General features: G+C 60.1%; 21 protein-coding genes. 17 read left to right on the top strand and 4 right to left on the bottom strand.

What is annotated here, in order from left to right:
- Positions 1–20 precede the first annotated feature (20 nt).
- Complete coding sequence (locus FCL40_RS02985; RefSeq protein WP_136851188.1) at positions 21–263, top strand: YecH family metal-binding protein; 243 nt, start codon at positions 21–23, stop codon at positions 261–263.
- 49 nt (positions 264–312) lie between these two features.
- Here the strand turns inward: FCL40_RS02985 and FCL40_RS02990 are convergent, their stop codons facing one another.
- Entirely contained in the window at positions 313–729 is a 417-nt protein-coding gene (locus tag FCL40_RS02990; protein ID WP_407644132.1) for a phosphate-starvation-inducible protein PsiE, read from the bottom strand.
- Between the two features lie 161 nt (positions 730–890).
- Between FCL40_RS02990 and FCL40_RS02995 the strand changes: the two genes are divergently transcribed.
- Positions 891–1658 carry a hypothetical protein gene (locus tag FCL40_RS02995; RefSeq protein WP_136851192.1) on the top strand — a complete coding sequence of 256 codons (768 nt, stop codon included), beginning with the start codon at positions 891–893 and terminating at the stop codon, positions 1656–1658.
- Between the two features lies 1 nt (position 1659).
- Here the strand turns inward: FCL40_RS02995 and FCL40_RS03000 are convergent, their stop codons facing one another.
- Positions 1660–2004, bottom strand: coding sequence for a metalloregulator ArsR/SmtB family transcription factor (locus FCL40_RS03000; RefSeq protein WP_229360257.1), 345 nt, complete (start codon positions 2002–2004; stop codon positions 1660–1662).
- A gap of 260 nt (positions 2005–2264) precedes the next feature.
- Positions 2265–3068 carry an inositol-1-monophosphatase gene (gene suhB, locus FCL40_RS03005; RefSeq protein ID WP_136851196.1) on the bottom strand — a complete coding sequence of 268 codons (804 nt, stop codon included), beginning with the start codon at positions 3066–3068 and terminating at the stop codon, positions 2265–2267.
- A gap of 158 nt (positions 3069–3226) precedes the next feature.
- Here suhB and trmJ point away from each other — a divergent pair, with 158 nt between their 5' ends.
- The 14 genes from trmJ (at position 3227) to ndk (ending at position 13442) form a co-directional block, all read left to right on the top strand.
- A complete protein-coding gene (gene trmJ, locus FCL40_RS03010) occupies positions 3227–3952 on the top strand; it encodes a tRNA (cytosine(32)/uridine(32)-2'-O)-methyltransferase TrmJ (RefSeq protein WP_136851198.1) in 726 nt (241 codons plus the stop codon).
- 8 nt (positions 3953–3960) lie between these two features.
- Complete coding sequence (gene cysE / locus FCL40_RS03015) at positions 3961–4776, top strand: serine O-acetyltransferase (RefSeq protein ID WP_136851199.1); 816 nt, start codon at positions 3961–3963, stop codon at positions 4774–4776.
- A gap of 153 nt (positions 4777–4929) precedes the next feature.
- Positions 4930–5388 carry a Fe-S cluster assembly transcriptional regulator IscR gene (gene iscR, locus FCL40_RS03020; protein ID WP_136851201.1) on the top strand — a complete coding sequence of 153 codons (459 nt, stop codon included), beginning with the start codon at positions 4930–4932 and terminating at the stop codon, positions 5386–5388.
- Positions 5389–5463: 75 nt separating this feature from the next.
- Positions 5464–6678, top strand: coding sequence for an IscS subfamily cysteine desulfurase (locus tag FCL40_RS03025; protein WP_136851203.1), 1215 nt, complete (start codon positions 5464–5466; stop codon positions 6676–6678).
- 66 nt (positions 6679–6744) lie between these two features.
- Positions 6745–7131 (top strand): Fe-S cluster assembly scaffold IscU, encoded by a 387-nt coding sequence (gene iscU / locus FCL40_RS03030; RefSeq protein WP_136851205.1) that lies wholly within the window; start codon positions 6745–6747, stop codon positions 7129–7131.
- Between the two features lie 11 nt (positions 7132–7142).
- Positions 7143–7466: an iron-sulfur cluster assembly protein IscA gene (gene iscA, locus FCL40_RS03035; RefSeq protein ID WP_136851208.1), complete on the top strand. Its 324-nt coding sequence runs from the start codon at positions 7143–7145 to the stop codon at positions 7464–7466.
- 46 nt (positions 7467–7512) lie between these two features.
- A complete protein-coding gene (hscB, locus tag FCL40_RS03040; protein ID WP_136851210.1) occupies positions 7513–8028 on the top strand; it encodes a co-chaperone HscB in 516 nt (171 codons plus the stop codon).
- 18 nt (positions 8029–8046) lie between these two features.
- Positions 8047–9897, top strand: a complete 1851-nt coding sequence (gene hscA, locus FCL40_RS03045; RefSeq protein WP_136851212.1) for a Fe-S protein assembly chaperone HscA — start codon at positions 8047–8049, stop codon at positions 9895–9897.
- Between the two features lie 8 nt (positions 9898–9905).
- A complete protein-coding gene (fdx, locus tag FCL40_RS03050; protein WP_136851214.1) occupies positions 9906–10244 on the top strand; it encodes an ISC system 2Fe-2S type ferredoxin in 339 nt (112 codons plus the stop codon).
- A 20-nt stretch (positions 10245–10264) separates the two neighbouring features.
- A complete protein-coding gene (gene iscX / locus FCL40_RS03055) occupies positions 10265–10465 on the top strand; it encodes a Fe-S cluster assembly protein IscX (protein ID WP_136851216.1) in 201 nt (66 codons plus the stop codon).
- A gap of 215 nt (positions 10466–10680) precedes the next feature.
- Positions 10681–11022 carry a hydrogenase maturation nickel metallochaperone HypA gene (gene hypA / locus FCL40_RS03060; RefSeq protein ID WP_136851218.1) on the top strand — a complete coding sequence of 114 codons (342 nt, stop codon included), beginning with the start codon at positions 10681–10683 and terminating at the stop codon, positions 11020–11022.
- Between the two features lie 2 nt (positions 11023–11024).
- A complete protein-coding gene (gene hypB, locus FCL40_RS03065; RefSeq protein WP_136851220.1) occupies positions 11025–12101 on the top strand; it encodes a hydrogenase nickel incorporation protein HypB in 1077 nt (358 codons plus the stop codon).
- A 237-nt stretch (positions 12102–12338) separates the two neighbouring features.
- Complete coding sequence (locus tag FCL40_RS03070; protein WP_136851222.1) at positions 12339–12893, top strand: hypothetical protein; 555 nt, start codon at positions 12339–12341, stop codon at positions 12891–12893.
- Between the two features lie 117 nt (positions 12894–13010).
- Positions 13011–13442 (top strand): nucleoside-diphosphate kinase, encoded by a 432-nt coding sequence (ndk, locus tag FCL40_RS03075; RefSeq protein WP_136851224.1) that lies wholly within the window; start codon positions 13011–13013, stop codon positions 13440–13442.
- A gap of 52 nt (positions 13443–13494) precedes the next feature.
- Here the strand turns inward: ndk and FCL40_RS03080 are convergent, their stop codons facing one another.
- Complete coding sequence (locus tag FCL40_RS03080; RefSeq protein WP_136851226.1) at positions 13495–14550, bottom strand: CNNM domain-containing protein; 1056 nt, start codon at positions 14548–14550, stop codon at positions 13495–13497.
- Positions 14551–14703: 153 nt separating this feature from the next.
- Between FCL40_RS03080 and FCL40_RS03085 the strand changes: the two genes are divergently transcribed.
- Positions 14704–15822 (top strand): bifunctional tRNA (adenosine(37)-C2)-methyltransferase TrmG/ribosomal RNA large subunit methyltransferase RlmN, encoded by a 1119-nt coding sequence (locus FCL40_RS03085; protein ID WP_136851228.1) that lies wholly within the window; start codon positions 14704–14706, stop codon positions 15820–15822.
- The last annotated feature ends 15 nt before the right edge of the window (positions 15823–15837 follow it).

Genomic DNA, 15837 nt, shown 5'->3' on the forward strand with positions numbered 1-15837 from the left:
CTGAAATCTGGAGAACCATTATGACCGAGTCTATCCATGCCCACGAACTTCTCAACCTTATCGGCCAGCAGAGCGAGCCGCTGACCCTGGATCAGATCAAGGCCCTGGCCGCGGAACGGTTCGGTAGCGACGCCCGGTTCTTCACCTGCCGCCTGGACGATCAGAGCATCGAGCAGATCGTCACCTTCTTCGTCAAGATGGAGAAAGTGGCACCCATGGGCGAGGGCTATGTGCTCAACCGCGGTAACCTGTGCAGCCACTGATTCTACGATGACGGTTCGCAAAAAAAGGAGGCCATCGCCTCCTTTTTTTCTATCTGGCTGAGCGGCCGTTGTCCGACTCGGTGCTGAAGTAACTCTGTCCCACCTTGATCACCACCACGGTGGCGGCCAGCAGCAGGGCTGAGGCGGAGACCGCCAGTACCCGCCAGTCGTCCATCGCCTTCATATCCAGAATCAGGTAACGGGCCAGGGCGACGATGCCAATGTAGATGGGCATCCGTACCGGCAGCTGCCCCTCGGCGGCATACACCGCCACCATCGCCAGTACCTCCAGGTAGATGAACAGCAGCAGCAGGTCCGCCAGGGCCACGTGGCGGTTGGAGATCATCAGCCACACCTCCTGGCCGATGGCCACCAGGGTGGCCAGGGTGATGATGATCAGGATCAGGTGCTCGAACAGGCCGATCACCGGCAGTCCGAACTTGGTATACAGTCTGTGCATGGGCACTCTCCGAAGGGCGTTCTAATACCAAGGGCATTATCCCTACAGTCTATAGTTCCAAAAATAAAACTGCATTGTTATCAATGTGATCTGTTTCACAACTGCTTCTTGGCATTTCTATCTGGTCTGCTATTCTGACGCCCTCTTTTACCGATTTCCCGATTCCTATGTTGTTATTAGTTGCCAAGATAATGGCGGCAGTGGTTGCCGTGGTGGGCCTGGCGTGGATCGCCGAGCGCAGTGGCCCCAGGCTGGCGGGGGTCCTCTCCGGTTACCCCTTGGGGACCGCCATCGTGCTGTTTTTCTATGGTATTGAGCACGGGCCCGAGTTTGCCGCCCAGGCTGCCCTCTATGGTCAACTGGGGCTGGCGGCGACCACCGGCTATTGCCTGGTTTACACTCTGAGTGCCCAGGGGGCCGAGCCCAAGGCCTGGCGTCCGATGGCGGTGGCGGTGATGGCGCTGGTGCTGTTTGCCTTGGTGGCTCAGTCGCTGCCGCCCATGGGCGCGGCCGGGGCCCTGCTGGCGGCGGCGGTGGCGCTGCTTTCGATCCGCATCACCCGGCGCGTCCCCGAACCGGAGTTTGTAGCGGTCAAGGCAGGGCCGATGATGGTGTGGGGCAGGGCGCTGCTGGCGGCGGCGATCGTGGTGGTGATCACCGCCCTGGCCCACTGGCTGCCGGAGAGCCTGGCGGGAGTGATGGCGGCGTTTCCGGTGACACTGTTTCCGCTGATGCTGTTGCTGCAACTGGAGTATGGCAACCGGCCGGTGGCGGTGCTGGCCAAGCACTACCCATTCGGGGTCGGCAGCCTCATCGTCTATGGCCTGTCGGTGTGGGCGAGCTACCCGGCACTGGGGGTCGGGATGGGGACCCTGGCCTCCTTCGGTGCGGCCACCCTCTACCTGATGCTGTTCCTTAAGATTCGGGGGCGCTGAGTCAGTTGCCGCAGCGGCCGGGTCGGTAGTTCATCGCCTGCAGCCGATCGATGTCCGCCTGGTAGAGCGTTGCCAGTTGCTCGGCGTTGCCCAGCTCGGTCAGGATGGGGACGAGCCACTGGGGCTGCGCCTCGGCCAGGGAGTAGTACACCCACTGCCCCTGGCGGCGATCCTTCAGCAGCCCCTGGCTGCGCAGGCTGGCCAGATGGCGGGAGATCTTCGGCTGACTCTCGTTCAGCGCTTCCACCAGTTCACACACGCACAGCTCTCCCCGGCGCACCAGCAGCAGTACACAGCGCAGCCGGGTTTCGTCGCTGAGCAGCTTGAAAAACAGATGTGGATTCACGGGTACCTCAACAGTAGGGTGGGGCCAATGGGGAGTTCGCCCATATTGGACCAGATTAGGGTGGTAAATATCGCTGAGTCTCATCAGCTTTTCCTAAGGATTTCCATAGGTAAATCAACAGAAACGGCGTATTTAGCGCCATTTGAACTCATTTGTGAAACAAAAGGCGTTCAGATCGGAAGAAAATGTCGATCGGATCTCAAAAAGGATAACAAAAAGGGGAAGCCGGCGGCTTCCCCTTTCCCATTTCGGCCAATGGATTAGCGCTTCAGGGCTTCATTCAGATGGGGGCGCATGGCGGACAGCAGACCGGCGGTCACCTTGGGGGCGCCGGCGACGATGTTGCCGCTCTTCAGCTGGTTGTGGCCACCGACAAAGTCGGTGACGATGCCGCCAGCCTCTTTCACCAACAGTTCACCGGCGGCGATGTCCCAGGGCTTGAGGCCGATCTCGAAGAAGCCGTCGACGCGGCCGGAGGCCACGTAGGCCAGGTCCAGGGCCGCGGAGCCGGTCCGGCGGAAGTCGGCGGCCTCCTCCCAGATGCCGGCCAGCATCTTCAGGTAGCTTTCGCTGTGCTGGCGGCTCTTGAAGGGGAAGCCGGTGGCGATAACGGTGCCGGTCAGGCTGCGGGCGCCGTTGTTTCTGATGCGGTAGCCGTTCAACTGGGCGCCGGCACCACGGGTTGCGGTGAACAGCTCATTGCGGATGGGATCGAACACCACGGCGTGCTCGACCTTGCCTTTGATCTGCAGGGCAATGGAGACGGCAAAGTGGGGCAGCCCCTTGACGAAGTTGGTGGTGCCATCCAGGGGGTCGATGATCCATTGGAACTCGGCGTGTTCACCTTCTATGGTGCCACACTCTTCGCCGATGATGGTGTGTTTCGGATAGGACTTCTGAATGGTGGCCACCACGGCCGCCTCGGCGTCACGGTCAACCTTGGTGACGTAGTCGTTTACGCCCTTCAGTTCGGCCTCTACCTTGTCCTGCTCAGAAAACGCGCGTGCAATAACCTGTCCGCCGGCGCGCGCGGCGCGGACGGCGATATTCAGCATCGGATGCATATCGATACCCCTGGATGTAAAAGAACGGAAACCCTATGGTTTGGGGCGCGGATCTTAGCAGAGTTGATCTATATATAAAAGCAGCAAATGTTTCTGAAGGCGAACATTAGGCTGTGTTAGCATAATGACCCTCTTTGTTTAGCTAAGTTATCAACCGGATGCTAGAGAATATCCGCATAATCCTGGTGGGCACCTCCCACCCGGGCAACATAGGCTCCGCTGCCAGGGCGATGAAGACCATGGGGCTCTCCCAACTGATGCTGGTGGCGCCGCGGGTGGAGCCGGACGGAAAATCGGTGGCGCTGGCGGCCGGTGCCGTGGATGTCCTGAAAAACATCAAAACGGTGCCGACCCTGGAGGCGGCGATCGCCGACTGTGCCCTGGTCATCGGTACCTCGGCGCGGCGGCGTGGGCTGGACTGGCCCCAGTTGGATGCCCGCGAGGCAGGGGAGAAGCTGGCCCTGGAGGGGAGGGGAGGGCCTGTGGCGCTGGTGTTTGGCCGTGAGAACCATGGTCTGACCAACGAGGAGCTGCAGTTGTGCCACTTCCACGTCAACATTCCGGCCAACCCGGAATACTCCAGTCTCAACCTGGCCCAGGCGGTGCAGCTGCTCTGTTATGAGGTGCGGATGAAGCACCTGAGCCTGCTGGCCAGGCCCGAGCCGGAGGAGGCCTATCCTAACGGCGAGCAGTTGGAGGGGTTCTACCGCCACCTGGAGTCGGCGCTGAGCCACACCGGGTTTATCCGCAAGAACCATCCGGGCCAGGTGATGGCCAAGCTGCGTCGGCTGTTCAACCGGGCACGACCCGAGGCCCAGGAGTTGAATATCCTGCGAGGCATCCTCACCTCTATTGAGAAAACTGACACTTCCAACAAAGAGTAATGGCAACCATGGGTATACGTGCGCGTCTAAAGGAAGACATCGCTTCCATCTACCACCGGGATCCGGCGGCCAACAGCGCCTTTGAGATCCTGACCAACTACCCAGGCATGCATGCGATCTGGCTTCACCGTATCTCCCACAAACTCTGGTGCCGCAAATGGAAGCTGACCGCCCGCCTGCTTTCCACCTTCTCCCGCTGGGCCACCGGTGTGGAGATCCATCCCGGCGCCCGCATCGGCCGTCGTTTCTTTATCGACCACGGCATGGGAGTGGTGATCGGTGAGACCGCCGAGATTGGCGATGATGTGACCCTGTACCACGGGGTCACCCTGGGGGGCACCAGCTGGAACGCCGGCAAACGTCACCCCACCCTGCACGACAACGTGGTGGTGGGGGCGGGGGCCAAGATCCTCGGCCCACTGGATATCGGAGAGGGAGCCAGGGTGGGCTCCAACTCGGTGGTGATTAAGGATGTGGAGCCCGGCACCACCATGATCGGCATTCCGGCCAGAGCCGTGCTCAGTAAGGCGGAGCGGGAGAAGGAGCACCGCCGCAGCCACCTGGCGCGCAAGTATGGTTTCGATGCCTACGCGGTCTCCCCGGACAACCCGGATCCAGTCGCCAGCGCCATCGGCTCCATGCTTGACCACATGCACCTGATGGACGCCAGGATGATGGAGGTCTGCCAGGTGCTCAAGGAGCAGGGCTGTACCATCGAAACCAAGGAGCTCCCGCAGCTTAACGTGAGCGCTTTTGTAGAAGCGGAGCAGGAAGCGGCCGATACCCGCCGAAAAGAGCACGAAAGATTTGATCCAGGTATTTGAATCCGACTTGCGAATAGGGTTAAATGCCCCAGCTGGGTGCTGGGGTATTCCTCTCAGTTAATCGAAAATCCCGGTTAGAATCGCCAGAATAATACTTGAGTATTTTGCTCGGGTATATGGTATAGTGGTGGTGTTGCAAGAAAGGGACAGGTTATGAGATTGACATCCAAAGGCCGTTACGCGGTCACCGCCATACTCGATGTGGCCCTGCACTCCGCCGATGGGCCGGTGCCGCTTGCCGACATCTCCGAGCGACAAGGGATCTCTCTGTCGTATCTGGAGCAGTTGTTCGCCAAGCTGCGTAAAAACGGCCTGGTCAGCAGTGTCCGTGGCCCAGGTGGCGGTTACCTGCTGGGGCAGGATCCCGCCGACATCGCCGTGGGTATGGTGGTTCATGCGGTCGATGAGTCCGTAGACGCCACCCGTTGCCACGGCAAGAGCAACTGCCAGAGCGGTGCCCGCTGCCTGACCCACTCCCTGTGGGGGGACCTGAGCGATCGCATTGCAGGATTTCTTAACGGCATCAGCCTGGCTGATCTGATGTCGAACCATGACGTCAAGGTGGTGTCCGTGCGTCAGGAAACACAACAAGCCAAAGTTCACGCACAGTAAAGGTTTTGGCGCGTGCGCCATGATGTAACTAACCGCCGGCACCATGTTTTTGGCCGGCTCAAGTCGGAGAAGGTAATGAAGCTTCCGATCTATTTTGATTACTCTGCCACTACCCCGGTCGATCCCCGTGTCGCCGAGAAGATGGTGCAATGCTTGACCCTGGACGGTATGTTCGGTAACCCCGCCTCCCGCTCTCACAAGTTCGGCTGGCAGGCCGAAGAAGCGGTGGACATTGCCCGTAACCAGGTGGCGGAATTGATCAACGCCGACCCCCGCGAGATCGTCTTTACCTCAGGCGCCACCGAGTCCGACAACCTGGCCATCAAGGGTGTGGCGCACTTCTACAGCAAGAAGGGTAAGCACATCATCACCAGTAAGACCGAACACAAGGCGGTGCTGGACACCTGTCGTCAGCTGGAACGCGAGGGGTTCGAGGTTACCTACCTGGAGCCGGACAGCAACGGCATCATCCCCCTGAGCCGCTTCGAAGAGGCGATGCGCGACGACACCATCCTGGTGTCCATCATGCACGTCAACAATGAGATCGGCGTGATTCACGACGTCGCCGCCATCGGCGAGCTGTGCCGCAGCAAGGGTATCCTGCTGCACGTGGACGCCGCCCAGAGTGCTGGCAAGCTGCCCATCGATGTCAAGGCGATGAAGGTGGACCTGATCTCCATCTCCGCTCACAAGATGTACGGCCCCAAGGGTGTTGGTGCCCTGTACGTGCGTCGCAAGCCCCGCGTACGCCTGGAAGCCCAGATGCACGGTGGCGGACACGAGCGTGGCATGCGCTCCGGTACCTTGGCGACCCACCAGCTGGTGGGCTTTGGTGAAGCCTGTCGCCTCGCTAGGGAGGAGATGGGAGCCGAGACCGAACGCCTGCGCGCCCTGCGCGATCGCCTGCTCAATGGCATCAGGGATATTGATGAAGTGTACATCAACGGCGATCTGGATCAGCGTCTGGTGTCCAACCTGAACATCAGCTTCAATTTCGTTGAGGGCGAATCCCTGATGATGGCCCTGAGCGATCTGGCGGTCTCCTCCGGTTCCGCCTGTACCTCCGCCAGCCTGGAGCCCAGCTACGTGTTGCGGGCCCTGGGGATGAGTGACGAGCTGGCCCACAGCTCCATCCGTTTCTCCATCGGTCGCTTCACCACCGAGGAGGAGATCGATTACGCAATCGAGAAGATCCGTGGCGCCATCGGTAAGCTGCGCGAGATGTCTCCCCTGTGGGAGATGCACAAAGAGGGTATCGACCTGTCCACCGTAGAGTGGGCGGCTCACTGATAGAGACACAACGAGGGACCGGCGCCGACCGGTCCCCGACGAGAGTTAGGAATTTGGAGCGTAACCATGGCATACAGTGAAAAGGTCATTGACCACTACGAAAACCCCCGCAACGTGGGTTCCTTCGACAAGAACGACCCCAATGTGGCCACCGGTATGGTGGGCGCGCCGGCGTGCGGTGATGTAATGAAACTGCAACTTAAGGTGGATGAAGAGGGCGTCATCGAGGATGCCAAGTTCAAGACCTATGGCTGCGGCAGCGCCATCGCCTCCTCCTCCCTGGTGACCGAGTGGGTCAAGGGCAAGACTCTGGAGGAAGCGGCATCCATCAAGAACACCGAGATTGCCGAAGAGCTGGCGTTGCCTCCCGTGAAGATCCACTGTTCCATTCTGGCTGAGGACGCCATCAAGGCGGCCATTGCCGACTACAACAGCAAGCACGGCAAAGAGTAACGGGAGTTTCTATGGCCATCTCCATGACCGACGCCGCCGCCGACCGGGTGAAGCAGTTTCTGGCCAACCGCGGGCGGGGCATCGGCCTGCGCCTGGGCCTGAAAACCTCCGGCTGCTCCGGACTGGCCTACGTTATCGAGTTCGTTGATGAGCTCAATCCAGACGATGAAGTGTTCGAAGACAAGGGAGTCAACGTCATCATCGATGCCAAGAGCCTGATCCACTTGGATGGGGTGGAGCTGGATTTCGTCAAGGAGGGCCTGAACGAAGGCTTTAAGTTCAATAACCCCAACGCCCAGGGAGAGTGCGGCTGCGGAGAGAGCTTTACTGTTTGATGCCTGGGGCCCCTTCGGGCCCGTCTGCCAGGTACAGGGGATATTGATGAACTACTTCGAGTTGTTCGACCTGCCGGTGGCGTTCCAGGTGGATGCCGCCCTGCTAAGCGGCCGCTACCGCGAACTTCAGCGTGCCGTTCACCCGGATAACTTTGCCGACGCCTCCGAGCGGGATCGCCTGATGGCGGTGCAGAAAGCGGCAGAGATCAACGACGCCGTCCAGACCCTGAAAGATCCGGTCAGCCGGGCCCAGTACATGCTGAAGCTGGCCGGCATCGAACTGCAGGGGGAAACCCAGACCATTCGCGATACCGGCTTCCTGATGGAGCAGATGATGCTGCGCGAAACCCTGGAAGAGGTGGAGGAGGCCGCCGACGCAGGGGCCGCCGCCATGGATTTCGCCGAGGATCTGTCCCGCCGCACCCGAGCCCTGATGCAGCAGCTGGAGTCCCAACTGGGCGAACAGCAGTGGCCGGAGGCCGCCGATTCGGTCCGCAAACTAAAATTTATGAAGAAGCTGGAGGAGGAGCTGGCGCAGCTGGAAGACCGGTTGCTCGCCTGATGCTTCACATCACTGACTATGGCGCTACTGCAAATTGCTGAACCCGGCCAGATGGCCGCCCCTCACCAGCACAAGCTGGCGGTGGGAATCGATCTTGGAACCACGAACTCCCTGGTGGCTGCGGTACGCAGCGGCCAGGCCGAAACCCTGCCTGACCATCAGGGACGTCACCGCATGCCATCGGTGGTCCGTTACCTGGATGAGGGGGTGGAAACCGGAGAGGTGGCCAAGTCCAGGGCCAGTGAGGATCCGCAAAACACCATCATCTCGGTCAAGCGCTTTATGGGTCGTTCCCTGGAGGACATCCAGGGACGCTATCCCAAACTGCCCTACCAGCTGGAAGCCTCGGACAACGGCCTGCCGCTGTTCGTCACCCGCTGCGGTCGGGTCAACCCGGTGCAGGTCTCCTCTGAAGTGCTTAAGCCCTTGATTAAAAGGGCAGAAGAGACCCTGGGCGGCGAGATGTCCGGCGCGGTGATCACCGTGCCCGCCTATTTCGACGATGCCCAGCGCCAGGGCACCAAGGATGCCGCCGAACTGGTGGGGATCAAGGTGTTGCGGCTGCTGAACGAGCCCACCGCCGCCGCCATCGCCTACGGCCTGGACTCCGGCCAGGAGGGGGTGATTGCGGTGTACGACCTGGGAGGCGGGACCTTCGATATCTCCATCCTGCGCCTCAATCAGGGGGTGTTCGAGGTGCTGGCCACCGGCGGCGATTCCGCCCTGGGGGGGGATGACTTTGATCACCTGCTGGCGGACCACCTGGCTGAGTTGGCGGGACTCACCGATGCCGACGCCAGCCTGCGCCGTCAACTGCAGAGTGAGGCCTGCCGGATCAAGGAAGCCCTTACCGACGCGGACAGCGTCACCGCCGCCATCGGCGACTGGCAGGGCGAGATCAGCCGTGGCCAGTTTGATCAGCTGATCGCCCCTCTGGTGAAGCGCACCCTGATGGCCTGTCGCCGCGGTCTGCGCGATGCCGGCCTGGAGCGGGACGAGGTACTGGAAGTGGTGATGGTCGGAGGCTCCACCCGGGTTCCCCTGGTGCGGGAGCAGGTGGGCGAGTTCTTTGGCCGTCGCCCGCTGACCAGCATCGACCCCGACCGGGTGGTGGCCATCGGCGCCGCTATTCAGGCGGACATCCTGGTGGGTAACAAGCCCGACTCCGATATGTTGCTGCTGGATGTGGCGCCCCTGTCACTGGGGCTGGAGACCATGGGAGGCCTGACCGAGAAGGTGATCCCCCGCAACACCACCATCCCGGTCGCCAGGGCCCAGGAGTTCACCACCTTCAAGGATGGGCAGACCGCCATGGCGATCCATGTGGTCCAGGGGGAGCGGGAGATGGTGGCGGATTGCCGCTCCCTGGCCCGCTTCGTCCTCAAGGGGATCCCTCCCATGGCCGCCGGCACCGCGGTGATTCGGGTGACCTTCCAGGTGGACGCCGATGGTCTGCTGTCGGTCACCGCCCAGGAGAAAACCTCCGGGGTGCAGACCTCCATCCAGGTGAAACCCTCGTTTGGCCTGAGCGAGGGTGAGATCACCCGCATGCTCACCGAGTCGATGACCCACGCCAAGGAGGATATCGCCAAGCGGATGCTCACCGAGCAGCGCATCGAGGCCCAGCGGGTGATCGAGAGCCTGAGCTCCGCCTTGGATGCCGACGGTGACGAGCTGTTGCGCCCAGAGCAGCAGCAGGCTCTGCGTGACCAGATGGTGGCGCTGAAACAGTTGTGTGAAGGCAGCGATGGTCAGGTCATCAAGGACGCCATCGAGGCCCTGGATAAGGCCAGTGCCGAGTTTGCCGCACGGCGGATGGATCTCTCTATCCGTCGGGCGCTGTCGGGACAATCGGTCGATAACGTATAAGGTTAACTATGCCAAAGATTATTTTTCTGCCCAGTGAAGAGCACTGCCCCGAGGGATTGGAAGCCCAGGCCGAGAAGGGAGAAACCATCCTGGACGTGGCCCTGCGCAACGGCATCGAGATTGAACACGCCTGTGAGAAATCCTGTGCCTGTACCACCTGCCATGTGGTGGTCCGCGAGGGGTTTGACTCTCTGGAGGAGAGTGACGAGCTGGAGGATGACATGCTGGACAAGGCCTGGGGCCTGGAGCCGGAATCCCGCCTCTCCTGCCAGGCCAGGGTTGAGGATGAAGATCTGGTGGTGGATATCCCCAAGTACACCATCAACCAGGTCAGTGAGAACCACTAAACCGCGCCAAGGAGATCCCCATGGAACTGAAGTGGGTAGACGTACAGGATATCGCCATTGAGCTCAGTGAGCTGAAGCCCGAGGTGGATCCGACGCAGCTGCGCTTTACCGAGCTGCGTCAGTGGGTGATGGATCTGCCGGGGTTTAACGATGACCCCGACCACTGCAATGAGCGTATTCTGGAAGCGATTCAGCAGGCCTGGATCGACGAGATCCAGTAGTCCAGCCTGAACGAAGAAGCGGAGCCGTGGCTCCGCTTTTTTATGGGCCGAGCCCGTCCCGGCGGGTAGCGGCGATGTTATGACCTTTTTTTAAATTTTATGACTGAGAACAAAGTTTCGACCCTGGCTCCATGAGTAACATGTGGGGACGGGGTTGCCAGCGGGGCAACCGTCAACCAGCATCAGGCCGACCAGGCCGAAGACGGGAAGGCAGAATGCACGAGATGTCACTGGCCGAAGGGATAGTGCAGATCCTGGAGAGCGAGGCTCAGAAACAGCAGTTCACCCGGGTGAAAGAGGTGTGCCTGGAGGTGGGGGACCTGGCCGGGGTGGAGCTCGATGCCCTGGAGTTCAGCTTCGATGTGGTGACCCGGCAGACCCTGGCCGAAGGGTGCAGCCTTGCCATCGAGTCGGTGCCCGGCAGCGCCTATTGTTTCGACTGCGCCGTGGAGGTTCCCCTGGCGCGGCGCGGGCAGCCCTGCCCCAAGTGCGCCGGTTATTCGCTGCAGGTCGTGGGGGGCACCCAGATGCGAGTCAAATCATTAGAGGTAGAGTAACCATGTGTACCGTATGCGGCTGTGCCGAAGGCAACGTCAAGATCGAGCAGGGTCATAGCCATGACCACGGTCATCACCATCATCACGACCACGACCATGGCCACCATCATCACCACGAGCATGGGCATGCTCACGACCATGGTCATCACCACGCCCATGACCATGACCACCCTCATTCCGCCGTCGAGGCCACAGTGGTGCACCACCACTACCACCATCAGGGCAACGTCGAGCATCACTACCACTACCACATTCATGGCGGGAACCCGGCCAACCAGGGCCATCACTCCCACGGCCACGACCATGGCCACCAGCATCATCATGATCATCACCCGGATGGCTCAGCGAAGGCCGAGCAGTTCAGCCCAGAGCACCAGGGCGACAACCTGCACTACGGTCAGGGGCCAGCCCATGCCCATGCCCCGGGCATGTCCCAGGCACGAATGGTCCAGATTGAGCAGGATATCCTGGGCAAGAACGACGCGATTGCCGCCGAGAACCGCAAGCGCTTCCATCAGGCCAACCAGCTGGTGGTCAACCTGGTGTCCAGCCCGGGTTCCGGCAAGACCACCCTGCTGACCGAGACCTGTCGCCGCCTGGCCAACGACAGGGTGGTGGTGATCGAGGGAGACCAGGAGACCGCCAATGATGCCGACCGCATCCGCGAGACCGGAGTGCGTGCCATCCAGGTCAACACCGGCAAAGGGTGTCATCTGGATGCGGCGATGATCGGATCCGCCTGTGATCGACTGGATCTGGATCAGGGGGAGCTGGTGATCATCGAGAACGTGGGTAACCTGGTGTGCCCCGCCGGCTTTGACCTGGGCGAGCGCCACAAGGTGGCGATCCTGTCGGTCACCGAGGGCGAGGACAAGCCGTTGAAGTATCCAGATATGTTTGCCGCATCCAACCTGATGCTGGTCAACAAGGTGGATCTGCTGCCCCACCTGAATTTCGACGTCCAGGCCTGCATCGATAACGCCCGCAAGGTCAACCCGGAGATTCAGGTGATCTGCACCTCGGCCACCAGCGGCGAGGGGATGGATGAGTGGATCGACTGGCTGCAGAAGCAGCGTTGATCCCGCTGATAGAGCCGGCCCCTGGGGCCGGCTTTTTGCTTTTTTGAGAGTTTGTACCGGAAAATGGTTCCAGTTCATTTAACAACTCAGGTAAAACTGCCGCTATGTCTCACTGAGGGCAAAAAAAGGTTGTTTTTTTAGCCAGCAAGGAAGTATGTTGTGTAATCGTTGTACAGGCTGTCGGGGCGGTGCGGCGAGTATTTGCTCAAACCAAAAATAATTGGGGCGGAAATAACAATGCAACAAGAAGTCCGCAAAACCCACTCTTTTGATTGTCATTCAGAGGTTTCGAGTGACGCCTTTCCTGAGTGGAAGTACAAATTTATTCTAAGGAAACTGGCACTGAAGCGCGGTGAGCGGGTGCTGGTGATCTCTCCCTGTGACGAGCGATTCGTACGGATCCTGGCACAGCAGGTGGGGGAGCGGGGCTCCATCGACATCCTCACCGACCATGTGATGAACTCTGCCATTCTCAAGCAGCAATATGCTGATCTTTCTTGTGTTTCCGTTCAAGTTCGAGGGCCAGCAATCAAGCGTGTCGACTACCAGGCCGTGATCTGGCTCGGCGCCATGACCGAGTCGGGCAGTGATCTGGCCCGGGAGATCCAGTTCTCCTGGCGGCTGCTCGACAAGTGCGGACGGTTGCTCCTCGCCCTTCCCCAATCCCTCCCGGAGTCCAGCAACTTTCTCGACGAGGCGATCGACATCGGCAATGGCCTGGGCTTTGTCAGCCGCATGAAGCGCCGCTGCGACGAGCACTGCATGTGGATCGGTGTCAAATATTTGCGCTGAGCGTGATCTTTGCCAGGTTTGGGTTGGTCCTGAACGTGATTTAAGTGGGGATCTTTGGGCGGTTTTGCCTTATAATCCGCGCCAAACTACACACCGACCCTAAATATGGAGAGAAAAATGGCGATTGAACGCACTTTTTCCATCGTTAAGCCTGACGCCGTTGCCAAGAACCTGATCGGCGCCATCTACAGCCGTTTCGAAAACGCTGGCCTGAAGATCGTGGCTTCCAAGATGGTTCACCTGAGCCGTGCGCAAGCGGAAGGTTTCTACGCTGAGCACAAAGAGCGTCCCTTCTTCGGTGCCCTGGTGGATTTTATGACCTCCGGTCCGATCATGGTGCAGGTTCTGGAAGGTGAAAATGCCGTTCTGGCCAACCGCGAAATCATGGGTGCCACCAACCCTGCCGAAGCGGCCCGCGGTACTATCCGCAGCGACTTCGCCAACTCCATCGACGAGAACGCCGTACACGGTTCCGATGCCGTGGCGTCCGCCGAGCGTGAAATTGCCTACTTCTTCACCGAGGAAGAGCTCTGCCCCCGCACTCGCTAAGAGTCCGGCAGAAAAAAAGCGCCCCATGGGCGCTTTTTTTGTTCCTCCAAGGCTAGGCGGAATCGTTGTCACTCAGGGTAATGCCGCGCTGCTTCAAACGCTGTTCCCACAGCTTTCGGGCCACATCCTGCATGTCGGCGGCGGGATCGCTGAACTCGACAATCTCCAGCCCCAGCAGGGACTCGATGATGTCCTCCATGGTGACCAGCCCCAACACGCTGCCGTACTCATCCACGACGATGGCGATCTGCACCCGGCGCTTGAGCAACTGCTCGAACACTGCCATCAGTCTGGTGCCTTCGGGCAGGGCCAGGATTGGGCGCTTGAGGGTGCGCAGGGCCTTGTCGGGGTTGCTGCGTTCCGCCAACATCACCTCATTGCGGTGGACATAGCCGACAATGTCTTCCCGCTCCTCGTCATGCACCGGGATCCGGGTAAACCTCACCTCCTGCTCCTGGCGGACGAAATCCGATAGGGTCATGTGCTGGCTGACGGAGTGGATCACCGTCCTCGGGGTCATCACCGAGGTGACCGGCACCTCCCTGGCGTTGAGCAGTTGCTTGAGGATGTTGGACTCCTTTTCGTCCAGCTCTCCAGACTGGTGGCCGACATCGGCCATGGCGGACATCTCGGCGCGGATGTACTGTCCCTGCTCCCCCTTGCCCAGCAGCCGGGTGACCTTGAGGGAGAGCCATACCAGGGGCTTGGTCAGGGTCACCATCCAGTTCAAAGCCAGGGACACCGACGGTGCCAGGGTGCGCCAGTAGTTGGCCCCCAGGGTCTTGGGAATGATCTCGGAGAAGAACAGGATCGCCAGGGTCAGTACCGCAGAGAACAGCCCCAGCAAATCGTCGCCGAACACCTTGGCCGCCTGGGCGCCGGCGCCGGCAGCACCGGCGGTATGGGCTATGGTATTGAGAGTGAGGATCGCCACCAGGGGCGCTTCCACGTCCTCCTTCTGCTTCTCCAGGCGGTCGGCGGCCTTCGGATTGCTCTGCTTCAGGTTGGCGATGTAGCTGGGGGTCACGCTCAGCAGCGCCGCTTCGAAGACGCTACAGACGAAGGAGACGCCGATGGCGGCGAGAATATAGGTAACTAGCAGTATCATTGAGTCAGGTTAGAATCGGTGCGATGACCCAGTGTACCATGAGTTGGCTGGATGCTGGCTGAACTTGCCGAGACCGCGTCATAGTGGACTTTCTGGGGAGTTAGCCTGTACAATTGCGCGCCATTTTCCGGGCTGGAGTCGAGGAGCCGTGAGATGACTGACAAGGTCAACCTATTAAACCTGAATCGTCAGGCGATGCGTGAGTTTTTTGCCGAGCTGGGCGAAAAGCCGTTTCGTGCCGATCAGTTGATGAAGTGGATCTATCACTTCGGCCAGGATAATTTTGACGAGATGACCAACCTCAACAAGGCCTTGCGGGCCAAGTTGAAGGAGGTGGCAGTGATTGAGGCACCCCAGATCGCCGACAGCCAGCACTCCTCCGACGGCACCATCAAGTTTGCCATCGATGTGGGCAACGGCCAGGAGGTTGAGACCGTATACATCCCGGAGGAGGATCGCGCCACCCTGTGTGTCTCCTCCCAGGTGGGGTGTGCCCTGGAGTGCAGCTTCTGCTCCACCGCCCAGCAGGGATTCAACCGCAATCTGAGTGTGGCGGAGATCATCGGCCAGGTGTGGCGGGTGGCCACCTACCTGGGGCTGTCCGGCAAGAGTGAGGAGCGCCCCATCTCCAACGTGGTGATGATGGGCATGGGTGAGCCCCTGCTCAACCTCTCCAACGTGGTGCCAGCCATGGACATCATGCTGGACGACTATGGCTTCGGCCTCTCCAAGCGCCGGGTCACCCTCTCCACCTCAGGAGTGGTACCTGCCCTGGACAAGCTGGGGGACATGATCGATGTGGCCCTGGCCATCAGCCTGCACGCTCCCAACGATTCGTTGCGGGATGAACTGGTGCCGGTGAACAGGAAGTACAACATCGCTACCTTCCTGGAGTCGGTGCGCGGCTACCTGGGCAAATCCTTTGCCAACAAGGGCAGGGTGACCATCGAGTATGTGATGCTGGATCATATCAATGACTCCATGGAGCAGGCCCAGGAGTTGGCGGCGCTGCTGAAGGATACCCCGTGTAAGATCAACCTGATCCCCTTCAACCCCTTCCCGGGAAGTCCCTACGGCAAGAGCTCCAACTCCCGCATCGACCGTTTTTCCAAGGTGTTGATGGAGAAGGGGTATACCGTTATTGTACGTAAGACCCGTGGCGACGACATCGATGCGGCCTGCGGCCAGTTGGTGGGGGATGTCCGGGATCGCACCAAGCGGCTGCTGAAAAAACGCATGCATGGTGAACAAATTTCGGTAAAAATGAGCTAATACACGACTCGAGCT

Source organism: Ferrimonas sediminicola (genome assembly GCF_005116715.1).
GTDB lineage: Bacteria > Pseudomonadota > Gammaproteobacteria > Enterobacterales > Shewanellaceae > Ferrimonas > Ferrimonas sediminicola.